Raw genomic sequence first — 23871 nt, forward strand, 5'->3', positions numbered from 1 at the left:
CAGGTTCGCACTGCTCAGACAACCCGAATGATTCAGGTTGTCTGTATATAAGATTCTCTGAACAATCACGGCTGGTCAATTGACTTACTGGAAATCTGAGAGTGCTGGCGGGATAAAATAGCGGGATAAAAAACGATCCCCGGCCGAGCGGGGATCGGTATCACGTTAAGAGCAACGCTTCAGATTAGTTTTGACGAATGATGCGTGTATCCGTCACAGATGTGTCGTCAATATCATCCGCTGTGGTAAATGGACTGGTTGTATCCGGATAGGTTGCCAGCAGGTATTCGGCCAGTGCATCCTGCTCTGTTCCTGTATCGGCAAAAGTTGCCAGCTGAGGATCATTGCTTCCCATGGTATCGGACAGTGCGGTCTGGTTGGTACAGCTGTCGCCGGAGGCAGTACAAGGGAACGGATAGCCGTCTCCGCCTGTGCCCAGATAACCTAGTGTAACAACTTTGAACGTTCGGGTTGTATCGCCCTGTAAAGTGCCACCGGTGACGACGGTGTCATCATAGGTGCCGTCTCCGTTGGTGTCGACTGCCAGCTCAGTGATCCGCTGTCCGTCATTGCCTGCTGAAGTGCGTGCGGTCAGCGTTGGATCATAAGTGAAACGCATCCCGGAAATTTGCGGGAAGCGGCCACCGCCGTAACCGGATGTGTCACTGGCATCAATTTCGGCGACCGTATGTTCAAAAATATCTTTGAGTTCAGCGGCTGTGAGCTCCATCGTGGTCAGTGAGTTATTGAAGGCCAGCGCCGACTGAAGATCATACTGAGAAATATCGCCTTCATTTTTGCCCGCAGCCGGATAAGCTGCTGGTGGCAGATATTGTAGGTCTTCCGCATTAGTTGAACCCGGAGGGTAAGCAGCATAACCAATTGATGCCCGGATGCCGCCACCATTTTTGATTGAAATCTGAATACCGGAATCTGCAATTTTTGCGTACCAGAGGTTCGCATCGGCAGTCAGATCGCCCAGGTTGGTTTCCTCAGAACGGACTTCTGATTTGATACCGTTCAGGTAGACATCGGTATGGCCGACGATATTCTTCTCTGCCGCCACGATGACATCATTGATAGCCGAAACAATGTTATCAACCGCTGTATTTGCAGTGCCGCCAAGCTCTGTAACCATCTGGCTGTCACTGATGAAGACACCACTGACGTTTTTATCGATGGTATTGGTGAGCAGTTCACCGTTTTCATCGAAACCAGCAACCAGCCGACCCAGATATTTATAATCACCGTCAACATTGACGACTGCGACATTTTCATCACTGGCAGATTTGAACAGCAGCGGATAATCTCCGGCAGATGTGTCACCGGCCCAAAGGCGGTCGGTACTGTCAGACAAGCGGGTATTTGAACCACCTGCAACGATAATATCCACATCTTTGAGCAGGGTTGCCAGTTCTTCTTCAATATCGATTCGCTGCATATGTGCCAGCAGAATGACTTTATTAATACCGGTTGCCGTTAATGTATCGACTTTAGCCTGAATCAGTGCCGCCAGTTCGGTTGTACTGTCACTGGCTGGTAAGACTGTAATATCACCGGTGCTGGTAATCACTTCGTTGGTCGGTGTTGTTGCACCCACGATGCCGATTTTTTCACCATTGACCTCAATAATTGTCGTTGCGGCAAAGCTATGTGGAATGGTGCTGGCGATTTGTCCATCGGTTGTGACCAGAGGTGCTGTGTTGCTGTCATCTGAGAAAATCATATTTGAACTCAGATAGGGGAAGCTGGTTCCGGGATAGGCATTATCAGCACCAACAATTGATGCGAATTCTTCGGTTCCGCCATCCAGTTCGTGGTTACCGACCGCGGATGCTTCAACGCCCATTGCATTGAGCATGGCAATATCTGCCCGGCCAACGCCTGGTGTGCCGATGCCGGCCACATTGGTCATTGAGTCATCCGCAGCCGCTTTGTAGCGGGAGCCCGGAATGTAATTGTCCCCGGAGCTGAGGAAAAGTGTGTTATTGGGGTATTGGCTGCGCAGCGCAGCAACATTGCTGGCAAAGTTGCCTGCATTTGCCAGTGCGACTGCATTTGAGCCATCCATATCCGCGACATGCAGCAGCTGAAGTGTGAAAGCTACATCACTGTTTTCCTGGGTTTTATCGTCATCATCGAAAGCACAACCTGCAATGACGGTTGTGATTAGTGTTGCTGCGATGAGTTTTTTTATGTGTGTTCTCCTGAACAATGTCGGTTGCATTCTGTCTCTCCTTGTGCCTCTTGCGACATGTTGCTTATCTGTTTTTGTTAATAAGGTCTTGAAATAACAGTATGTTCGGCATAGAGGCTGACAGTGCTCAGTGACTGTTGAATGAATTTTCAGTGACGAAGAGATTAACAGTGTGTGAAACCGGGAAAAAAGGCCGGAAAGTGAATGGCTTTTGCTGGCGGGATGAAGGCAGGCATTCGCCACCCAGGAACGCAGCCCTATATTTCATAAGCGCATGAATCTATCCCTGTCACTCTGATTTGCCATCCATGGCAAATCAGTTTTGAAATATTGCACTGCGAACCTGAATACTCAAATTGATTCGTTATGTTTGTCTGCAGGCATGATCAGGTCAGTATCACCAAGGCAGAAAAACACCTTTTTTGGTTCTTTTCACTTCCTGAATGGTGCCGTCCGGGTTGAAGTGTAAATACTCTGCGGCCACGTGACGCTGGCGTTTATCACAGGTTGAACCCGGTGTTTTCCGCCAGATATGATAAAACAAAATCCACTGGCCTTTGTAGCGGACGATAGAGTGATGGTTATTTGAACTGAGTTCTTCGTCCATGATCAGGCCACGATAAGTCCACGGACCGGTGGGAGAGGTTGCGGTGTAGTAAGTGAGTTTGCGGTTATTCTCTGGCATGGTGAAGTAGTAAATCCCCCGGCGTTTGAATACCCACGGACCTTCCATTTTGGGTTCATAACCCCCCATATCCATTTTGATGAAGTTGCCTTTAATCGCACGCATGTCATCCGCCATTTCGACCACATGATAGTCCATACCGCTGCCATGGAAATACAGATAAGCTCTGTCATCATCGTCGACAAATAAAGCCGGATCATTGGCATAAGGAGAAGTCCATAACGGTGCGCCAATCATATCTTTGAACGGGCCGGTGGGTGAGTCACTCTCCGCAATACCGATGCCCATCCACTTGGTACTGTTCTCCGGATTTTCCCGGTCTTTGTATCCGGTCCCGGCCGGGAAGACAAAATAATATTTACCGTTTTTATAGGCTGCATCAGGCGCCCAGGCATAATTATCTGCCCAGCTCAGATCCTTGACGGAGAGAATGGCACCATGATCAGTCCAGTGCACCAGATCGTCTGACGAAAATGCGTGCCAGTCTTTCATCCAGAAATCTTTCTGGCACTTCTCATCATGCGATGTATAAAGGTACATTTTTCCATCGTTCCAGACATGCCCGGATGGATCAGCAGTCAGGATATCGCTGCCAAAATCTAACGGGTTCTGTGCATGAGATGTGGGAGGATAAAGACTACAGCCAGCAACAGTGCAAGCTGCGAGAATGGTGAAAAGAGTTGTTTTCATAGATTGACCTGCGTGAGTTGATAAATCTCTGATAGATGAATTTCTGACTAAAGGAATACAAATAGAACAGAATTAATATGCAATCAGTTTAATTTATCATTGGACGTGCGGTTTTGAATCAATTTTTGTTGTTTACAGCTCACAAAATGAAGAAATGGCGGGCGGGGCAGCAGAAGGAAAAAGAGCCGCAATGATTTGCGGCTCCTGTTGATACAGCGTTCAGAATGTTTTATCTGCGGCCAGGTTCTGTCAGTAAAAGAACGTTATGCAGTCAGAGGTTTCGCTGTTGTTGACGGACGCTTCTCACCGACAGGCAGAATCACGCGACCGTATTCGTTGTTCAGTACCTGAGCCATTGCGAAATAGACTGCACTTGCACCACAGAAAATTCCTTCAAACCCGGCGATAACACCCAGTTCTTCATTACCGGTAAAGTCTTTAATGGCCAGCAGTGCAAACAGTACTGTCAGAGAACCGAATACAACCTGCTTTGCGACCGGGTAGCGCAGAGAACCAATAAACATAAAGCCGGTAAAAATACCCCACAGTGCAAGGTAACACGCCATAAATTTCGCCGGGCTGGCTGGCAGACCCATTTTTGGCATGACAATCAATCCGACCAGTGTGAGCCAGAATAATCCATATGATGTAAATGCTGTTGTACCAAACGTATCACCACGTTTGAAACACATGATCCCAACAATCACCTGACTCAGACCGCCATAAAAAATACCCATTGCTAAAATCATTGAATCGAGTGGGAAAAATCCGGCGTTATGAATGTTGAGCAGGATGGTCGTCATCCCGAATCCCATTAAACCAAGCGGAGCCGGGTTGGCTAATTTTGTTGACATAAATAGTTACCTTCCAGTTGTCATGTCAGAAAGAGTGGAAAACGGCGCGGATTCTACATGGTTAGCGATGAAAAATACAACAATTTTATTGTTGTTAATTATTGGTTGGCGGGTGAGCTATTAAAGCTGTTTATTTCTCACCAGCGCCAGAAGTTTTCATTGGTTGTCAGTAGGATGTTGGCTGGCGATGTTGATTTATCGGTTTTGCTTATCTATACATTAATAACTAAATATTAATGATTATACCCAAACAACCTGAAGATGCAGGGTTCAGTGAGATTTGTCTCACAGCCAGACAAACTCACCCGAAGGGCGTGAGCTGAAAGGCACATTTCTACGTCAAGAGAATTTGAAAGGTGGGTACATTCCTGCATTCCCTTTCCTTGAACTGCACCTTTCGGCTGCGCGCTGAATCATGCATCTTCAGGTTGCTTGGGTATATAATTCTTCGTATCAGTGAGGCTCGGAAAAATCAATAACTGATGTTATCAGCCCTGTGTCATAGGTAAAAAGTGTCAACAGGGTAAATAAGGAGTCTTTATACATGTTGTCCTCACTGAAAATTTCTCACAAGCTTATTTTTATTGGCCTGTTTCAGGTTGTTGCGCTCGCAATCCTCGGTATCTTTTCAACGGTTCAGATGACTAAAGTCGGCAATGAGCTCAAAGACATTGCTGATGATCATATGCCACTGACCCAATCAATCACCTACATTACCGAGCATCAGCTACAGCAGGCGCTGACGTTTGAAAAGTTTATTTCTCATGCCTTGCTGGATGTGGTTCAGGGCCACTCTGTTCTATCGCCACTGAGTCTGAAATTACAGCAAGAGACTGATAAAAAAATCGACGCATTACATACGGAAATTTCTCATGCGAGAGAGATGCTGATCCGGCTTGAAAAAGACGTTCATTTGCCGGACGCCAAAATAGCTTATCAGGATTTACAGGATGAATTTGCCAAAGTTGAAAAGGAATTTCTCACACTGAAACAAGCGACAAAGCGTTTTTTAGCCAAAGTTCAGCAAGGCGGGATTGAATCATCACTGCAGCAAATCAACACACTCGAAAAACTCAATGAAGACCTTGATCATCACCTGATCAGCACACTGGACGATATCCAGAATCTGACGCTTCGTTCTGTGAGGCAGGCAAAAGAAGATGAAGCGTATGCTTTGAATGGCGTGATGACGATTTTTGTCATCTCCCTGGCTGTCAGTATCCTGATTTTAAGTTTCATTGGCCTGTCGATTATCCGTCCGTTAGGATTTGTGTCTTCCCGGCTGGATGACTTAGTGAACGGCGATGGCGACCTGACGATCAGAATGCAGGTCAGCCGGAAAGATGAACTGGGGTTGCTGTCAGGAAAAATGGATCAGTTTATGGAGAAACTTCAGTCCATTCTGGGCAATGTGACTCATTCCTCCTCTAATTTAAATCTTTGCTCTGAGTCGGCATCAAAAGTTGTACAAAACACTTTGGTGAATATTGAGAAACAGCGGCAGGAAACGGAACAGGTTGCCTCTGCAATTCTTGAGATGTCTCATGCAACTGCTGAAGTTGCCCAATATACCAGAGAAGCATCTCAGGTGGCTGGTGTTGTGAAGGATAAGGTCAGACAGGGACAGCAGTCGGCTGATAAAACCCAGGAGATCGTCCGCCAGCTTGCTGAAGATGTGGCTGCGACTTCTGAAAGTATTCATGCGCTTGGTCAGCAAACCAATAATATCAGTGTAGTTGTGGATACCATTCAGGGTATTGCGGAACAGACGAATTTGCTCGCGCTGAATGCTGCCATTGAGGCTGCCAGAGCGGGAGATAATGGTCGCGGGTTTGCCGTTGTAGCCGACGAAGTCCGCTCTCTGGCGCAGCGGACGCAAAGCTCGACGGGAGATATTCAGAAACTGGTTGAATCCTTGCAGGGTGGATCGGTGCAGGCAACAGATAAGATGAATAAAGGCTTAAGTGTGACTCAGGATGCTTTGGCTCTTGGGGAAGAAACGGCACGAATTTTTGATGAAGCCGTCGATGCAGTGGACCAGATTTCTGACTTAAATACACAGATCGCAGCCGCGACAGATGAGCAAAATACCACGTCAGGCATGATCCAGAAAGCGATTCAGAATATCAGTGATATCGCGATTCATACCAGTAAAGATGCGACTGATGTTGAAGAAGCCAATGATGAAATTTCTGTTCATGTGGTGGCGTTAAATTCAGATTTGAGTCAATTCAGGATTTAAGCAGGAAAGTACAGCGTTGGTGATTGTCCGGATTCTCTGACCGGGTTACAGATGACGTGAGCGGAAAGCCCACGTCATTTTTTGTGTTATCTCTGTTTTTTTGTGTTATCACACCGCCTCAGGCGGGTGGATGATATGAGTGATTCGCTACTTCTCCCGGCTACCCAGAAAACACCAGGACTGGTGGTCGTCAACCCGCAGAATGCCGCCGATATTATCCGCAGGTGAGTCCATAAAGTTAAACTGAATGGTGATGTCATGCTGCCCCTGACCGCCATCCAGTGTAGTCGTCAGGGTTGGCCCTGAATCCGAGGTAAACATACAGCCGTTCAGCAGGCATTTGATGTTGCCAAGAATATTAGTACAGATAAAGCTCGCTTCAATGGGAACCACGTCGAATGATATCTCATCATTGCCGGATGATCGTGTCCAGATGTCAGCGAGATTACTGACATCCGGAAGCGCATCTTTTGCTGCAATATCAAAGCAGAGTGCACCCATCGCTTTTTTTTCATTCGCACCATATAGGGACAGATTATAAATCATGTTTTCCATGCTGATATTCCTCTTGGAAATTATATTTTTAAGTCTTTTGATACGTATTGGATCGATTTTTAAATTGTTTACTGATGCAGCCGGATGCTTAACTGAATGTCTGCTGATTGGAATTTGAAGGGCTTTGAATGCCCATAACAGGCTGCATTTAAGTGTTTTTTTCTTTTTGCTGCTTATCGCTGTTGGTTTCATCAACGGGGTGGCTAAAAAACCGGGCAATGGTAGTTGCTTCTTCTGAAATGTTGATGGCAGCAAAGTGTGGTTGTAAATATCTGTCGCTTTGAAAGCTCATATTCTTCTCCCTGAAGGATATTGATGGAAAACCGCGACATATTACTTCCATATGAGTATTGATTTATAAACCATAGATACATTCATGAAAATAATTGGATTAATTTGTTGATTGGTGTGTCACAGATTGAGGGTGATATCTATACAGGCAGACCGGTTTTTTCCCTGATTTGTCGTCATTCCTGACTCATTCGTTTTTTCATCGCTTATGTCAGACGACTTATCCTTGTGGTAGGGGGTATAAAACCAGATTGCCTGTATGAATCAATCGAACACCATTCATAATTTTATTGACACTTGAGTTAATTATAAGTATATCTATGCCTGATTTGAACGGTGTTTTTTATTTTTAAAGATAAATTTATCAAAGCCATTTGGTTTATAATAATTTTAATAGTATTTTGATTATGAAAGTTGTTGCTATTAGTTTAAAAGATTCTCATGACCGGCGGGCATATATGTCTGCCATACTGAATCATATCCCATTCACTTTTTTTGATGCAGAAAATGTTAAGACAGATCCTCACCATTTTATATTCTCGTTATATAGCCGCGAGAAAGTAAAAAGGAAGAAGGGTTATGAGCTTACAATACCTGAGCTTGGGTGCTTTGCGAGTCATATATCCCTGTGGAAACAATGCGTTGAAGATAATGAGCCATACCTGATTCTTGAAGACAATATCGAGCTTGCAGGTGATTTGTCTGCTCAACTTGAAAATATTGAATCACTCGTGTCTCAGTATGGCATTGTGAAATTAGGTAATATTTTCGAACGTAAATATATAACCGTCTGTAAGATTGATGAAACATATAATCTTATTTCTAACCTGAAAGGTGCATGTGGAACATCAGCCTACGCCATCACTCCGGCCGTCGCTTCTTTGTATTTGAACAAGGTGAATGGTTTCTTTGAGCCGGTTGATGATTTCATGGACAATGAATGGCGAACCGGGCAGATCATTTACAGTTATTCTCCGCCATTACTCCGTCGCAGTGATGCAAAATCTACGATTGGACAGCGAAAAATAAAAGCGGATATCAGCCTGATAAGTAAGCTAAATATCGAAATCACCCGGTTGATGAAGCAGTACCGGAGAAAGATTTTCAACATCAGGAAAAAAGCGATATACAAATGAATAAGATGAGATTAACTGAGGGTGAGAACCGTGATCTCATCAGCGTTGTCATTCCTGTTTATCAGGTTGAAGCATATCTTGCAGAGTGTTTACTTTCAGTGATGGCGCAAAGCTATACGCATATTGAGATTGTTTGTGTTATCGATGGCTCAAAAGATAATAGCTATAATATTGCCCGATATTATCAGGTGTTTGATTCCAGAATTAAAATTATCTGGCAGGAAAATCAGGGGTTATCCGGTGCCAGAAATACCGGCATTGATGCAGCTCAGGGGGATTTTATTTTCTTTCTGGATTCTGATGATTTTATTGAGCCCGATGCAATCGAATTACTCTGTCAACACATTGACTCTTATGACATTGTCTGTGGCGGTATTTCGTGTGTGGAAGAACATACCGGTGTCAGATATCCCTATAAAAAGAACAGAACCATTGGCGAAATTGATTTCAGCCGGAAATTCTACGCGGTTGAGATCGCGGTCTGGAATAAGTTATACAGAACAGAACTTTTCAGGGAGATGAAATTTACCCGTGGACTCATCTATGAAGATCTGGAGTTGTACTGGCGGTTATATAGTCGTCCGGTCCGCGTGTATAGTATTGCGGAGGATATTCATCATTACCGGATTCGTGAAAATTCTATTATGACCAGGAGTTACCGCGGCGACTATACACATCAGGAACATCATATTCACATCACTCAGGTCGCCCATTCCGTCTCAGAAAAAGACCGCAGGAAAAGATACCTGTTCTATAAGTTGTGTATGAAGTTTTTAAATGATCTGGACCAGAAAGACTCACCCAAAGAGAAGTATGAACAATTTATTTACGAACAATATAAAATCAGCAGAAGCGTGACATGTTTATTGCTTATGAAGTGCTATAAGATGTTTCATCTGTTCGGTTGTTAACTTTCCCCGGATTGCAATGAACCGGGGGTGGTTTGATTAAAAGTATTTATAACGAAGCTTGGATAACCGGGATTTTTTGATTTTATATCGGGTCAGAATGTAATTTTCATAGTCCTGATATGGCGCGCCACCCGATTGCAAAATCTTTAAAAACCGGAGTGCTGATTTGTAGAAGTGATATTTTAAGGTTGGCCTTTGCACTACATGTTGGTGAGCTGAATCAATAATCTGAATATAGTTATATTGATACTGATGACCCAGATTTAAGCTCGACATGATCGAGTTACTTCTTATCCGGTAATAAAGAATATTATCTTCAATCGCATAAACCTTTAATGGCTGTGAAAAGACTTTCCAGTAAAAATCTTCATCTTCGTGGATTAGCCCGGGGATGAAACGCAGATGATTCACAACCTCAGATCTGTACAATTTGTTCCATACAACGGTTTCAAGCGAGTAAAAACTATCCTCAATATCGATTGAGCCGGTTTTCCGGTTTTCACAAAAAGGTTCTGTGATGCCTTTGTCCTGTAGATAATTCAGAATGCCGCCACTCACGACATCATATTGGTCAATATACTGATATAACGAAGTCAGGGCGTTTTTATCAAGGTAGTCATCTGAATCAAGAAAGAAAATAAAATCGCCCTGAGCTGCTTCCAGTCCTGTATTTCTGGCACCGGATAGCCCCTGATTTTCCTGCCAGATAATTTTAATTCTGGAATCACACACCTGATAATATCGGGCAATATTATAGCTGTTATCTTTTGAACCATCGATAATACAAATGATTTCAAGCCTCTTAAACGTTTGAGTCATCACTGAAAGTAAACATTCAGCAAGATATGCCTCAACCTGATAAACGGGAATAATCACGCTGATGATGTGATTGTTTTCTGGTGAGTGATTCACAGTGTCATGCCCTTTATATTTTTATTCATATTCTCTGTCAGGTATTCAATGTCAGACGAACGATCACAAGATATTATGAGTTTGCGTGAAAAATCGTTTAATTTTAGACAGCTGCCGGTGTTTTTTATAAAGAAATTTACCCAGTTTCGGGCCATAATTTTGCTTATATTTTACCTTTAGCCTGAGTTTTTCTCTCTCTTCTCCGGGAAGCCAGGATGCATCGTAATGATGAACAGAAACGGTATTCTCAGTAAAGTTCATCTCTCCATCATAAGATTTGGGACAAAAATAATCCGATGAAAAAATAGTGACCTGATGTTGTTCTGTTTCGAGTGTCTGTGTCATACCATTGCGGTTGAGCCCTAAATGTTCCAGAACGACCGTATCGCGATTCGGACATGGCGTTGTATCGTAATCGCCCCCGGCTTTAATAAATGGTCTTTGCTCATAAGTTGACATCAATGCTTTCAGAACCGGATGATGCGGAATCGCTCCAAAACCCTGCCCCGTATTGACCAGGTGATGGTCATCAAGCTGAAAGCCGATAAATGCATCCATATCTAAAAAAGAATCCAGACCGGCGAGTAATTCCACATCCGTATCGAGATAGATTCCGCCATATTCTTCGACGACTTTCAGCCTGATGTAATCAGAAACAAACGCCCATTTTTTTGCAGCATAAGCCTCTTTTACAAACTGGCATTCATTCAGGTCAACATTGCTTTCATCCCAGCGGATAATTTCATAGTCAGGACAGAATTTTTTCCAGCTTTCAATACATTGAAGCGTCATTTCAGGCAGTTCATTACCACCGAACCAGCAATAGTGAATTTTTTTTGGAATGGTCATCTAATATATTCTTTCATCTGTTTGAGTTGACGGACGATAGTCTCAGACTTTGTATTACCTTTATCTGTTAAGAGATTGCCCTCTTTTTGAACAAAGTTCAATTGGTATTTTAAACAGTGTATTAAAAAATTCATCAGGCAAGGAATTTTGTCTCATCATTCTATATTTTCGACCATATCCTGACGCGATAAACTGACTCTTTTACCTGGAAGATATGAGCCGGAATGCATCTTGAGTATTCGTTTTCTTTGCGCAGTCGCTTACAGCTTCACGCATGAATCATGCATCTTCTGGTTGCCAGGGTATATAATAATTTTGTTTCACATATTCGCCGCACGATAACGCAGATGACGGCAAAGCAGTCATCACTTTTTAATCTGACATCACAACAGGAAAATCAGATGGAATATTTTATTTATATCTTGCAGGACAATATCTTGCCTGTGGGGATTTTACTGCTCATTATCATTTTGCTTCGTTCTGCGATTAAGTTCGTGCCACAGAATCAGGCCTATCTGGTGGAACGGTTCGGTAAATTCCAGTCAACCAAACTGGCGGGCATGAACTTCATTATTCCATTTATTGATAAAGTGGCAGCGCAGAGAAGCCTGAAAGAACAGGCACAGGATGTCCCTTCCCAGTCTGCGATTACCAAAGACAATATTTCGCTGGTCGTCGATGGCGTATTGTATTTCCGGGTGCTGGATCCATACAAAGCAACTTATGGTGTGGATGATTATGTGTTTGCTGTCACGCAACTGGCGCAAACCACGATGCGTTCTGAGCTGGGTAAGATGGAACTGGATCGCACTTTTGAAGAACGGGATATGCTGAACACCAATATTGTCAGTGCAATTAATGTTGCCGCGGAACCGTGGGGAATTCAGGTACTGCGTTATGAAGTGAAAGATATTGTGCCGCCAAGTTCGATTATGGAATCGATGGAAGCCCAGATGAAAGCAGAACGGGTGAAAAGGGCGCAGATTCTGGAATCGGAAGGGGATCGTCAGGCAGCAATCAATGTCGCAGAAGGGAAAAAACAGGCGCAGGTACTGGCGGCTGAAGCGGATAAAGCAGAACAGATTCTCCGGGCAGAAGGGGAAGCCAAAGCCATTATTGCTGTGGCCGATGCACAGGCCAAAGCCTTAGAAGTGGTCGGTGACGCAGCAAATACCGAGCGGGGACAGAAAGCGATTCAGCTCGACCTGGCAACCAAAGCGATTGAAGCGAAACAGGCGATTGCCAAAGAATCTTCTGTGGTGCTGCTGCCTGATCATGCCACCGATGCGACTGCGCTGGTTGCGCAGGGCATGTCGATTATTAATACACTCAACTCAAAAGCGGGCAGCTAAATCATGGTCTGGGTGATAGCGCATTTTCCTGAGGTGCTGATGACTCTCGGGGTGTTGTTACTGGTGATTGAAGTTGCGGTGTTTGGTTTCGCGACTTTCATTCTGTTCTTCATTGGCCTGGCTGTTTTCCTGACCGGCCTGATGATGCAATTTGGGTGGCTGGATGTGACGATGAATGTTGCCCTCTGGTCCAGCGCTTTACTCTCATTAGGCTTAGCACTGGTGTTGTGGAAACCGCTTCATCTGCTTCAAAACCGCGCTTCATCACAGTCACCGCAGTCGGATTTTGCGCAGCTCACGTTCCGGCTCTCCGGTGATGTGGATATGGCGTCAGATGATGTGGTTTATCCGTATTCAGGTATTGACTGGAAAGTCAGAAGTGACAAGCCACTCAGACAAGGCCAGATGGTACGGGTGGTCAGAACGGAAGTGAGCGTTTTCTGGGTGGAAGCGGCAGAGGAAACGCCGGCCGCTCGCGAGCAACATGAAAACAAATGACAACAATAATATCAGGGCGCATCATATCTGAAGCATATGATGTTCAGGGAGACAAGGCTGAGGTATAAAAAGTTAGTCAGTGAAGTTTTTCAGGGTGAGCATCAAGTCCGGGTCTTTCAATTTTTGTCATGATTGTCTGGTTCCACAAACCGCTCAAAACATCACTTTTCGCTTATGGACAAAAAGGTGCAGATTAAATCCGCGCCTTTTTTAAGCCCAGACAGGGTTATTAATGATTAATCCTAAGGCAACCATGAGTAAGCATCCGGAATAGAAGAAATTCAAACTTTTAGCATAGCATTCACTACGACTGACTCTGGACAACCAAAAGCCCATTTTTATCCAAACCAAGTGCATCGATATGTTTAATATCGCGAGCCAAATAACCAAGGCAAAAACACCGTGTTCACCAAACGTATGTTGAGCTTGTTCGCTGAATAGCGAAAACATCAGGAATACCATCAACCAGCCCTTACTGTTAAGAAGCTGAATGATTAAACCATCAATGAACCCAAATACTTTCTCTTCTCTTTCGGCGTCAATACCTGTGCTTTTTAGAAAAGTGGTGGCTAAATAAATCAAGTAACCAGCCCCAATAAGTTGTACTACATTCATTGCGTTCGGGTAACTCTGACTGGCCTGACCTAACCCTAAGCCAATGATGAGTGACTTGATGAAGAAAACAAGATCCACGCCAATCAAAAGCGGTAGTGATTTCTTAACTCCGGCTTTCGCACCTGATGCTGCGAATATAATGTTCGCTGGCCCCGGACTAAAAACTAAAGGAAACATCACGCCTAACCAAATCAAAAATAAACTCATTGCATCACCTCCTCCGGACTATGAAAGGAGGATATGGCATTGACTTTTATGTCTCTTGTACAAAATTGTAATCAACGAAAAATGTAGTTTTTAGGTGTGATACCGAAGGCGCGTTTGAAGTTGCGATTGAAGTGACTTTGGTCGTAAAAACCACATGCCAGCGACGTTTCGACACAACTATTGCCACGGGCTAATAATTGTTTGGCTTTATGGGTTTTGACTAATAGCAGAAATTGATGGGGAGTGATGCCATAAGCCTGTTTGAAGGCACGGATCAACTTAAACTTAGATTGCCCGGTCTCACCTTCCAGTTGTTCAAGTGACACGTTGAGGTGCCAGTTGTCCAACAGATACTCTCTGGTTATCCATGCACTTCTATCATCAGTTTTACCAGAATTATAGTTTGATTTGATCGAGCCATAACGAGTAAAAAGCTTCTCTAATACCACGGCAAACAGGGAGTCTTTAGTTAAATCAAAGCTGGTATTTTCAAGGGCTAAGTGCAGTTGCTTGAGCTCGGTTAATAATTCAAAATCGTGAATAACCGATGCATCCAGAACCGGGTCAACGGGAAGCCCTGATTTATCAAATTTCTGATAGATAGTCGCTAAATCGAAGTAAAACATACGATATCGCCAACCTTCATCGCAACTTGCATAACCAGTATGAATCTCAGAAGGGTTGATAGCAATGATATGGTTTTTAGGCACCACAATGTTTTGACCGCGATAGAAAAGGCCTTCCGCCCCGTCTTCGATCAAACCAATAGCGAGTTCATCATGCCAGTGTTTAGCGAACTTAAATTTGTTGTAGCTGGCGGACAACAACTCAACACCTGAAAAATATTCGTTTTGCCATATCTTTGCTGTTTCCACTGAAGGCTCCTTAATATTCCGGTTATCAATATAATTTGCATAAAAAAATCAAACAAGCTTTGTTTGAATCATGTCTCCTTTCGCCAGTCCACGAATTGCGCCGCATGTGGGCGAACACCTGCCAGAGCATACAGTTGCCCGGGTATAACTGCGGTCAGTATTTGTATGAGAAATCAGAGACTTTGAATATTTGGGTTGAGTATCTTGGGTTTGGGGAAGGTGGTGTCTGCCCTTTTAGTAATTAGTAAGAGTTTAGCCATTAGTAACAGTGGCTGTGATAGTTTTTATTATTAGCATTCACATCAGATTTTATATGCACAAATAATCGTATTGACTATTCTTTTTGTAGCACGAATGCGACAACAATAACGGCAGTTATAAAAAGGAAGTGAAGTGATGAAAAATGCTCAAAATAACCAACAGATCCCGAAGAGAATAAGGCAAACTGAAGTTGTTAAGCTACAAGTTGCCGGGCAAGGCGGAGTTAGTGCTGCTGGTCAAGGGAAAAGACCAGCAGATTTTATCCAGTTTGCTTGTCCGGTAAAGGCTACAGGTGTGGAACTACGTGTCATTGTCTGGCCTGATGAAACACAAATTGTGATTTTCAATACGATAACATGGCAGGTTGTTCAACGGTTTACACAAACCAATATTGGAATCAACCCAGACCCTGGTTGCCAGTATTGGGTCAGTCTCGATACCAGCAATAGATCTATCAGCACGGGCATCGGTGAAATTCGGAAAGAGACCGAGACGCTCTCCTATCGTTTCAAAGCCGACAGCGGCGAAGACGAGAAGATTATTCACGATATGTTTCATAGCATCGAGACCATTGAGGTTTTTTTTGACGAAGAGGCTTTTGAAGCCAGTGCCTTCCGTTTTCCTGTCACCATTCAATTGCCTCTGGCGATTATCCCGGCCAATAAACTCACAATGATGGATATCGCTGATGTCTCAGATCCAGATCAATTGACCGGGCCAAATTCTGAAAAAACCAAAGTAACTATTATCAATAACTTACCCGCTGCTTGTCAGCAGCTTTATGCAAATGTCGCAGGACAAAGCTTTCAGCTCAATACGCAGGATTTCCCTGATTTTGCCGAAGCGATCAACCATAACATTATCACTGAAGGCTGCTGGTGCCATGACAAGTTGATAGAAAAAGCAAAAGCCGATGAATTTGGCGGTGGGGAAAAAGAAACTTATTTACGCATCACTCTGGGGGAAAACTATGGTAATTCACCCGGTATTCCTTTTGTGATGGAGATATGGCCGATTGGACACCAGTCGCCCATCCATAACCACGGCGATGCCAATGCGATTATCCGCGTCTTGTCTGGCGCTATCACGGTTAATCTGTACAGCATGTTATCCAGTGTTAAGACCAACCAAACCCCATTTAAGACAGCCACCTTCACCCAAGAGGATGTGACCTGGATAAGCCCGGGAATGAACCAAATCCACCAGCTTACTAATGAGCAAAAAGATCAAGCCTGTATTACAATTCAATGTTATCAATACAGCGATAGCAATACGCTTCACTATGAATACTTCGACTTTATTAATGATCAAGACGATAAGATTGAGCAGTTTTACCCCAATTCAGATATGAGTTTTATCAAGTTCAAAAATATTGTTAAAACTGAATGGGAAGCTGCTCAACGTCAGCACCAAAGTATGAAATGTCTGTCCTCGTAAAACTTTCTCGTAAAATTTCAGGGAAAAAGTGGCAGCTGGGCTGCCACTTTGATAACGAATTATATTGTATTTCATATGTCTGGCTTCCGTTTCAGTGAAGCCAGCGGATATCGCTTCATTTGCAGAAATGAAAACCACAACTGATAAATAACCTTTTAACCTGAATCAGATTTGGATTGTATATCTGGTTACTGACAATTATTTCTGTTAGCAATAGACGTTAATTAAATTGGGAGATAAAGTTTTTTCATTTGCGTTTAAAAAGATGGGTGTTCAAATCACGCCGGAGATATTGATGAGTTATATTGAGAAAGCGAGTTACCCAATTCGTAAGTATTCAAAACTGCCCCATAAATGCAAAGGTCAACGATGAAAAAATATTTATGGCTGATTTTTTTGCCGGATTAATCGCTGCTGTTTATTATCTGCCTCTCTCAAATTTTGACCCTGAATTACCCAAGTCATTGCTACGTTTAAATCAGGTGCTTATTGAAAAAACGGTCAATATGCCTGAGCTAAAAGACGATTATTGGCTGGATAAGATGAGAGATAAAGCACAACCAACAATGGTTGAAAAAGAGATAGTAAATCTTGCTGATGATGCTGATATTCAACGGATTTTCTTCAACCAAAAGAAACCATATTCGCTTACCTATTATCCGGACTTCTATTACTACCTGAAAGACTGGTTCTATATTTATTCTGCTGATGATTATACAGAAGAGACAAAAGTGCCCTCGATTAAGCAAGCGATCGAGCAGCTGAGAGATAAAAGTATTTACCATTTCTGTGAACCAGCGGATCACCCACACTGGTTTGTGTGTGTCAGTGAGGACTGAAGTTATTTAATTTAAAAAATAGCTTCAGCCTTCGTGGCATAGGTTGCCTGATTTGTCTGTTGACTTCTTCATGCTCGCGGCTTCTCCCAATTGACACCCAGCCCCCACCAGGACTATGCTACCCGCTCACCGGCAAAATCCGGTGACGGGTTTGAGACCCCGAACATAGCACACGGCATATAAACAGATGCCAGTATTTTATGCTGGCTTTTTATATGGCGATCTTGCGCACCTGAATTTTGTGGTTTTGTTTGATTTGTAAACTCAACTGCTCCAAATCATGGTGGGCTGGTTAAGGCTGACTTCGGTCAGGCCGTGTCCGTGTGTGCGGTAGTCTCAACCTTGTCCGGTCCACCACCCATTCTTGAGACCTCTGGGTTTTGGATTAATGTTTAACTTTCACACGGAGGCACTTATGCCAGTAACAATCCCTTACGATCCACATCTTTCTCAAAAATCCCGCGAATATCTGATTCAGCTGGAAGACGCACTCAATGAGTCAGGCCAGAATAATCAGAATGCGCGTGACGTGTTACTTTACCTGAATAAGCTGATCACCATTCATGCTTCAATCGGGGAAGTGACGACGATGAAAGTGGAAGTGCCGGAATAAGATCTTGTTCGAAACTAAGTTAACCCAGAGCCACTGGTCTGTGGCTCTTTTTGATTTTCCTGTGCGGGTTCATCCTGATAACCCAATATGAGTCAGAAAAGCTTTTTAAACTTACGACTGAAAGCTTACCAGGCCATTGTCTTTGTATGATCCTGAAAGAGCTGAGACCCCGTCATGTCCGGATTCCCTTTTTTCAGCCCGGTAACCAGATCAGCTTCGCTCACTTTGTAATAATTCATACAGGTCGGGCAAACGATGACCTTGCCATTATCGGCAACAATTTTACGGAGTATCTCTTGCTGCTTTTTATAGGTCGCTGAATACTGCTTTGAGGCAAGCTTCACGCCGGTATCATTTAAAAAAATAGTGACCGGATGACCGCGTTCCTGCTGGGCGCGGCCAAAGCCAATCGCCATGAGTGAACGGTGACTATTCTCACTGGTTAAATTGATAAACAAAGGATCTGTGTTTCCGGCAAAAGCGAATGTCGATGTCATACCAAACAACAAGATCGTCCACATGAAACAGAGTTTGAAGTATCGCATGGATTTTTCCTCGCGTTGTGTCTGTGAAATGTTTCTTAGTTCTATGCAATTCAGATAGAATCAATCGTATGAGTTTGCCCCCAAACATGAACCACTGACATCAAACCACGGAGCAAATCAATACCCTTACAAGTCTAGCCGGGAAACCGGTGAGTATGCCTGGTTCAATCCGTTTTCATCGACACACAACAAAAAAAGCACTAACAAATTGCTCTGTTAGTGCTTTCAAATCAATTTTATGAAAAATGGCTTAGTTCATGCCGTATTATAACTATATGGTTTATTGTTGTTCTTTAAAATTCATGGATGTTATTTTAACTTGTTGAAAATATTGTATTTATTTTTATGTTTGTTCTTTTTTGTTCGTCGTGTATTATCGTTACACAAATAAATGTGTGTATCACGGTGTGTATCACAGAAGTCTATAATTTATCCAGCCAGGTGCTTGTATGGCAACAACAAATAAAATTAATGATAGGTTTTTAAAATCAATTGATGGGAAACCTTACGAGGGTAAAAGTGTTCTTTCTGATGGCTCTGGATTATCTGCCCGGATTTCTAAAAATGGTGTCATTGGCTGGATTTATCGTTATCGGTTAGGTGGACGGGAGACGAATCCAAAATTATTAGGTTTAGGTTCGTATCCGGAAACCTCATTAAAGCAGGCCAGAGAAAAGCGTGATCGCTGCCGGGAATGGCTGGATAATGGTAAAGACCCCGCAGTTGAAATGAATCTGTTAAAAGCAAGCCGACAAAACCCGGTGACAGTCAAGGAAGCGCTTGAGTACTGGCTGGAAAACTACGCGAAAGAAAACCGCAAAAACTATAAGCGGCATCAGGCACAGTTTGAACGGCATATTTTCCCTGCGCTTGGCAAGTTCCCCCTTGCTGATGTTTCCACTTCATTATGGTGTTCCTGCTTTGATAAAATCCGCCGGGGTTCGGGAAAACGGAAAGCGGCACCGGTTGCCGCCGGGTACATTTTCCAGAATTGTAAACAGGCGCTGATTTTCTGCCGTAAACGCGGTTTTGCTCTCAGCCATGCTTTAGATGATCTGATTATCAGTGATGTGGGTAAAAAGCAAGCGAAACGGGATCGCGTGTTGAATGATGAAGAACTCACGCAATTGCTTGAACTGATTCAGGGTGACAAGGTGCTTCCATACTATCAACGGCTGATCTTGTTACTCATCATCTTTGGTGCCCGGACTCAGGAAGTGCGCTTATCCACTTGGGATGAATGGGATTTTCATCAACAACTTTGGACGGTGCCAAAAGCCAACAGTAAAACCTCTGAAATGATTATCCGCCCGATTCCGGATGCAATCATTCCTTGGTTGCTGGAACTGAAGTTTGAAACGCAGAAAACCGGTTTTGTGCTTGGCGGAGAAAAAGCACCGGAATCTGTCAGCCAGTATTGCCGGATTTTGTGGAAGAAACTTAAACATCAGGAATCATGGTCAATCCACGACTTGCGCCGGACGATTGCCACCAAGCTCAATGATTTAGGCGTTGCGCCGCATGTGGTTGATCACCTGCTAGGGCATACAGTCGCCGGGGTATCCGGAATTTATAACCGCAGTCAGTATTTAACCGAGAAATCAGAAGCGTTAAGGATTTGGGTTGATTATCTTGGGTTTGAGGAAAGTGTTTCTTTGGGGCAGCGTGAAGGGGTAGTTTAAGCCTTTGGGACAGACTCTTTAATTGTGTCTGTCCATGTTATTTCTCGCTAAACGATGTAACTCACTTCTGTCGAGTAGACGACACTTGTTACCAAGTGCCGCCCCTCTAAGAACCGTACGTGCAACTTTCACTGCATACGGCTCAAGCCTCCACTAAGGCATCATTGATACCCAGCAACTTATAAAGCAGTCGAAGCAGGTTCGTTCCAAGAGTTACGAGCTAGCCTTTTGGGTTTTCTCTTCGCCAAGTATTCTTGGTATTGAGGGTCAAAAGGGGTAGCAGCACTCCTAATTTTCACGTGTCTTTCGATAGGCACTTTCGCTATTTGGAACAGATTGAAGTGACAGTCCATGTTCATGATTTTCTGCCAACCGTGAAATTGCCATTGGCCTTTACGATTGAGAAAGTACTTATGAACAACCCAGTCTTTGGACTTGGTTGGATGACGCCTAACTGCCCAGTGCCATAGCGCTTGGAATAGTTTGTGGCCGACATACCCGAATATTTGTTTAGCAACACAGTGGCGATAGTAATTCGCCCATCCCCTGAGTTTCGGATTTATCAACTTGATAAGATCGTTAACAGGGATGGTTGCGTGCTTTTTAATGAGTTCTCGTAGATTTCTCAAGAATAACAGCGTGTTGGATTTGCTCGGTTTGATGAGCAATTTGCCTTTGTACTTCCTGTGATTGAAGCCTAGAAAGTTAAAGCCATCATCAATATGAGTGATCTTCGTTTTCTCTTCGGAGAGGGCTAACCCTCTTTCTGCCAAAAAGCCAGCTACCAACGGTTTGATGTCGTTCACTAGCACTTCCTTTGAAGAGCAAGTAACCACGAAATCATCCGCATAACCGATAAAGTTGGCTCTAGCCCCCTTTTTCAGGGCTGTAGATTTTATTTGTTGCTCTATTCCCGCGAGAGTCATTAGCATCAAGGTTGGAGAGATTATTCCACCTTGAGGTGTACCTTCATCGGTATCATAGAACAGACCCTTATCCACATAGCCAGACTTTAACCATTGCTCTAACATACGTTTATCTACCGTGATATTGTCCATAAGCCATTGATGCCCGATTTTGTCGAAGCAAGCCTTAATATCTCCCTCAAGAACCCATTTCGCTGATCGCTTTAGAGCCAAACATTTGAAACACTGACTGACGGCGTCAGCCGTGCTGCGATTTGTCCTAAACCCATAGCTATTGAGGTCGGCAAGCGTTTCGGACACTGGTTCGAATGCTAGAAGATGGAGGGCTTGTTGCGCTCTATCAATCATGCATGGAATACCCAATGGCCTGAGCTTACCGTTCTTTTTGGGAATGTAGATACGTTTAAGTGGTTTTGCAGAGTAAGCCTTGCGGCTCAGTTGATTGACTGCTTTCATACGGCGTGCATCTGTGGTCCAGGTGACACCGTCTATTCCAGGCGTTTTACTGCCTTTATTCTGAGAGACTCGCTTAACTGCAAGAAGCTTGGCTGAGCGAGAATGAGTCAAGAGCCACTGTAAGGACTTCACCTTACCGTATTTCTTTTCTCTCGTTGCTTTTGCGATACGCATTTGAAGCTTCAATACGTGTGCTTCAATGGATTTCCAGTCGATGGACTGCCATTGAGCGCCGTCAGAAGATGCACCAATCTCTTTCGAGATCACCATTTGCTTTCCTCCTTGAATAAAGTTCTTCAAATTCTCTCGCAATGGGAGACCAGTCGGAAGTGGGCTCACTTTCGTGATCAGACATAAGTCTGTATCTGCATCATTACAATGTAGCTTTCGCTTTTTCCGACCTCCTATACCTGCATCACTATCGGCCACAAAGGCTTTCCCAAAGGGAGTGATACAGGCTTACCCTGTTCCGTATGTTACGTAAAATGTCAGGTTAGATGCCCACTATAGTGCGGAGAGTGCAGTGACCACGAAAGAGTACTGTCCAACCTCTTTCCAACTCTCATTGCCTTTTGGCCACAGCGTATTAACCACTTCCGCTGCTTCATCATATAACGCACCTTGAATGGATTCACATACGTTCATCATACTGACTACCTAGCACTTACCCGAATTGTGGTTTTCAGGAGAAACGTCCTCTCACGATTCTGTTCCCACTCAGCCCAACGGCCAAGTTTCGTTACATTGTCCGAGCCGCTGCTTTATTCAGGCTCGTAGGTTCATCTGGTGATACAGACGGTTCACTCATAAAGCGGTGAACAACGCTTCATACGACTTCAGGTCGCACGGACAGAAACGAGTTGGGTTTGTTACTCCAAAACGCTTCTGTCAGCTTAGTAAAAGTATGTTGAAAGCTTAGCCTTTTGTTAGGCAATTACTATCTCTAAATTTGGGATTAAGTCAGAAATAATGGTATGTTCGTTTGTTGTTGATTCAAAACATATTTGATTCTTACTGCCTACAGCTATATCAAACATGTCTGTCAAATTGACTGCCATACTGTTGTTAATTGATATAGATTTAAACTTTCCTATATTTAACTTGCCCCCCAAACACTCGACAAACTCTTCTTTTAAACGCTGCTCCCAACCGCTAGTGTCAAAGTGATACTCGACTAAGAATACTGTGGGGAAAACCTGTTTTTCCTCAACTGTGATAGTAGTATGGGCATCACAATGCTCCCCAATCCTATAGTTTAACTTTTCAGTAGTTAGCATATCCATGGATTCATCTAAAGAATTAGTAGCCTTAAACGCGATACCGCTAAACCCTTTAAACTTCTCCCCATCAATGCCAAATCTAACTCTAAAACTAATAAATTCAATATTTATGGAGCCAAAATTTACACCAACACTTGTATACTCTTCTTTCTCCGTCAACGGCCACGCAAATGGTAAGCCTAATATTTCTGATACGTCATTAGCCATTTTAAGCGGGTCATCTACTTCAACCATCAGATGATCTATTCTGAACATCATCCTCGGTGCTTGCGGTTCTGAATAGAATAAGTCTAGTTGCTCTGCAATTTCGCGATGTGGTTTCATATTTCACTCCAGTTTATTCTGAGTGAAATACAAAGCCTAGATACAAAAAAACCTCTGGCGATGACTCACTCAGAGGTTTTTATAGACGTAAAAAACTACCCCCTGAGTATCCTCATGGTGGTAGGGGTGGTAATTGCGTTTAGGTAAATTCTGTTCATAGGGACTATTACTAACACGTTTCTTGAAGCGATGAAAGGTAATTAAGATACGGCCAAACAGCATATGTAAGTTTGGAGGCATCTATTAGTCGATGAGTATCCTACATTAATAATCTATAAGTCCAGCTAGGGTAAACGCGCATTAACCAAATATGAATGAGTAAAAGCACTAACAAGAATAGGGGCAAAAACAATTTACAATCATGTCCTTCCAGATCCCCTATCCATAGCAATCACCCATCGACCCCCTTATCTATAAATATAAAATTTGTAGCAATGTATTTATATGTATAGTACAAACCCGCTAGAATACCACTTCCAACAGGCAACCTATTCACAATCCCAAGCGGTTCGGATTGCCATTGATTTACAATCCATATTGCCAATGGTTACCAACCGGATTCACAATCCGATTGGCAATAATTGTGAATGTTTTGCCAATCATTCAGAATAATCTCACGCGAATAACTCCGGGCAGGTT

At 43.5% G+C, this 23871-nt stretch carries 22 protein-coding genes; 10 read left to right on the forward strand and 12 right to left on the reverse strand.

Annotation, left to right across the window (positions count from 1 at the left end; translation table 11 throughout):
* Positions 1 to 184 precede the first annotated feature (184 nt).
* The 3 genes from OC443_RS01400 to OC443_RS01410 form a co-directional block, all read right to left on the reverse strand.
* Positions 185 to 2227 (reverse strand): bifunctional metallophosphatase/5'-nucleotidase, encoded by a 2043-nt coding sequence (locus OC443_RS01400; protein WP_083601474.1) that lies wholly within the window; start codon positions 2225 to 2227, stop codon positions 185 to 187.
* 367 nt (positions 2228 to 2594) lie between these two features.
* A complete protein-coding gene (locus tag OC443_RS01405) occupies positions 2595 to 3572 on the reverse strand; it encodes a family 43 glycosylhydrolase (RefSeq protein WP_073579250.1) in 978 nt (325 codons plus the stop codon).
* Positions 3573 to 3835: 263 nt separating this feature from the next.
* The gene (locus OC443_RS01410; protein ID WP_073579251.1) at positions 3836 to 4426 is read right to left on the reverse strand and encodes an acetate uptake transporter; all 591 of its coding nucleotides are present in this window, start codon (positions 4424 to 4426) and stop codon (positions 3836 to 3838) included.
* Positions 4427 to 4483: 57 nt separating this feature from the next.
* Between OC443_RS01410 and OC443_RS01415 the strand changes: the two genes are divergently transcribed.
* Together OC443_RS01415 and OC443_RS01420 are read left to right on the forward strand one after the other, a co-directional pair.
* Positions 4484 to 4663, forward strand: coding sequence for a hypothetical protein (locus OC443_RS01415; RefSeq protein ID WP_073579252.1), 180 nt, complete (start codon positions 4484 to 4486; stop codon positions 4661 to 4663).
* Positions 4664 to 4970: 307 nt separating this feature from the next.
* Entirely contained in the window at positions 4971 to 6668 is a 1698-nt protein-coding gene (locus OC443_RS01420; protein ID WP_073579253.1) for a methyl-accepting chemotaxis protein, read from the forward strand.
* 147 nt (positions 6669 to 6815) lie between these two features.
* Here OC443_RS01420 and OC443_RS01425 read toward each other — a convergent pair whose 3' ends face one another.
* Positions 6816 to 7223, reverse strand: coding sequence for a hypothetical protein (locus OC443_RS01425; protein WP_073579254.1), 408 nt, complete (start codon positions 7221 to 7223; stop codon positions 6816 to 6818).
* A 148-nt stretch (positions 7224 to 7371) separates the two neighbouring features.
* A complete protein-coding gene (locus tag OC443_RS01430; RefSeq protein ID WP_159440290.1) occupies positions 7372 to 7515 on the reverse strand; it encodes a hypothetical protein in 144 nt (47 codons plus the stop codon).
* Between the two features lie 406 nt (positions 7516 to 7921).
* Between OC443_RS01430 and OC443_RS01435 the strand changes: the two genes are divergently transcribed.
* Together OC443_RS01435 and OC443_RS01440 are read left to right on the forward strand one after the other, a co-directional pair.
* The gene (locus OC443_RS01435) at positions 7922 to 8650 is read left to right on the forward strand and encodes a glycosyltransferase family 25 protein (RefSeq protein ID WP_073579267.1); all 729 of its coding nucleotides are present in this window, start codon (positions 7922 to 7924) and stop codon (positions 8648 to 8650) included.
* A gap of 5 nt (positions 8651 to 8655) precedes the next feature.
* Positions 8656 to 9561, forward strand: coding sequence for a glycosyltransferase family 2 protein (locus OC443_RS01440; protein ID WP_073579268.1), 906 nt, complete (start codon positions 8656 to 8658; stop codon positions 9559 to 9561).
* Between the two features lie 36 nt (positions 9562 to 9597).
* Here the strand turns inward: OC443_RS01440 and OC443_RS01445 are convergent, their stop codons facing one another.
* Together OC443_RS01445 and OC443_RS01450 are read right to left on the reverse strand one after the other, a co-directional pair.
* Entirely contained in the window at positions 9598 to 10473 is an 876-nt protein-coding gene (locus tag OC443_RS01445; RefSeq protein ID WP_073579255.1) for a glycosyltransferase family 2 protein, read from the reverse strand.
* A gap of 63 nt (positions 10474 to 10536) precedes the next feature.
* Positions 10537 to 11322 carry a glycosyltransferase family 32 protein gene (locus OC443_RS01450; RefSeq protein WP_073579256.1) on the reverse strand — a complete coding sequence of 262 codons (786 nt, stop codon included), beginning with the start codon at positions 11320 to 11322 and terminating at the stop codon, positions 10537 to 10539.
* A 401-nt stretch (positions 11323 to 11723) separates the two neighbouring features.
* Here OC443_RS01450 and OC443_RS01455 point away from each other — a divergent pair, with 401 nt between their 5' ends.
* Together OC443_RS01455 and OC443_RS01460 are read left to right on the forward strand one after the other, a co-directional pair.
* Complete coding sequence (locus OC443_RS01455) at positions 11724 to 12674, forward strand: SPFH domain-containing protein (RefSeq protein ID WP_073579269.1); 951 nt, start codon at positions 11724 to 11726, stop codon at positions 12672 to 12674.
* Positions 12675 to 12677: 3 nt separating this feature from the next.
* Positions 12678 to 13172 (forward strand): NfeD family protein, encoded by a 495-nt coding sequence (locus tag OC443_RS01460; RefSeq protein ID WP_073579257.1) that lies wholly within the window; start codon positions 12678 to 12680, stop codon positions 13170 to 13172.
* A 210-nt stretch (positions 13173 to 13382) separates the two neighbouring features.
* Here the strand turns inward: OC443_RS01460 and OC443_RS01465 are convergent, their stop codons facing one another.
* Together OC443_RS01465 and OC443_RS01470 are read right to left on the reverse strand one after the other, a co-directional pair.
* Positions 13383 to 13994: a LysE family translocator gene (locus OC443_RS01465; RefSeq protein ID WP_073579258.1), complete on the reverse strand. Its 612-nt coding sequence runs from the start codon at positions 13992 to 13994 to the stop codon at positions 13383 to 13385.
* Between the two features lie 71 nt (positions 13995 to 14065).
* Positions 14066 to 14869, reverse strand: a complete 804-nt coding sequence (locus tag OC443_RS01470; protein WP_073579259.1) for an AraC family transcriptional regulator — start codon at positions 14867 to 14869, stop codon at positions 14066 to 14068.
* A 396-nt stretch (positions 14870 to 15265) separates the two neighbouring features.
* Here OC443_RS01470 and OC443_RS01475 point away from each other — a divergent pair, with 396 nt between their 5' ends.
* The 3 genes from OC443_RS01475 (at position 15266) to OC443_RS01485 (ending at position 18019) form a co-directional block, all read left to right on the forward strand.
* Positions 15266 to 16567 carry a cysteine dioxygenase gene (locus OC443_RS01475; RefSeq protein ID WP_073579260.1) on the forward strand — a complete coding sequence of 434 codons (1302 nt, stop codon included), beginning with the start codon at positions 15266 to 15268 and terminating at the stop codon, positions 16565 to 16567.
* 383 nt (positions 16568 to 16950) lie between these two features.
* Entirely contained in the window at positions 16951 to 17406 is a 456-nt protein-coding gene (locus tag OC443_RS01480) for a hypothetical protein (protein WP_073579261.1), read from the forward strand.
* Between the two features lie 415 nt (positions 17407 to 17821).
* The gene (locus OC443_RS01485) at positions 17822 to 18019 is read left to right on the forward strand and encodes a hypothetical protein (RefSeq protein WP_073579262.1); all 198 of its coding nucleotides are present in this window, start codon (positions 17822 to 17824) and stop codon (positions 18017 to 18019) included.
* A 125-nt stretch (positions 18020 to 18144) separates the two neighbouring features.
* Here OC443_RS01485 and OC443_RS01490 read toward each other — a convergent pair whose 3' ends face one another.
* On the reverse strand, positions 18145 to 18564 hold the full coding sequence (locus tag OC443_RS01490) for a DsrE family protein (RefSeq protein ID WP_073579263.1): 420 nt from the start codon (positions 18562 to 18564) through the stop codon (positions 18145 to 18147).
* Between the two features lie 449 nt (positions 18565 to 19013).
* Here OC443_RS01490 and OC443_RS01495 point away from each other — a divergent pair, with 449 nt between their 5' ends.
* On the forward strand, positions 19014 to 20246 hold the full coding sequence (locus tag OC443_RS01495; RefSeq protein ID WP_073579264.1) for a tyrosine-type recombinase/integrase: 1233 nt from the start codon (positions 19014 to 19016) through the stop codon (positions 20244 to 20246).
* A gap of 179 nt (positions 20247 to 20425) precedes the next feature.
* On the opposite strand, the gene ltrA is transcribed toward OC443_RS01495, so the two are convergent.
* Complete coding sequence (gene ltrA, locus OC443_RS01500) at positions 20426 to 21898, reverse strand: group II intron reverse transcriptase/maturase (protein WP_200796999.1); 1473 nt, start codon at positions 21896 to 21898, stop codon at positions 20426 to 20428.
* Positions 21899 to 22554: 656 nt separating this feature from the next.
* The gene (locus OC443_RS01505; protein WP_200796967.1) at positions 22555 to 23232 is read right to left on the reverse strand and encodes a hypothetical protein; all 678 of its coding nucleotides are present in this window, start codon (positions 23230 to 23232) and stop codon (positions 22555 to 22557) included.
* Between the last annotated feature and the right edge of the window lie 639 nt (positions 23233 to 23871).

The organism is Vibrio quintilis, assembly GCF_024529975.1.
Taxonomy (GTDB): Bacteria; Pseudomonadota; Gammaproteobacteria; order Enterobacterales; family Vibrionaceae; genus Vibrio; species Vibrio quintilis.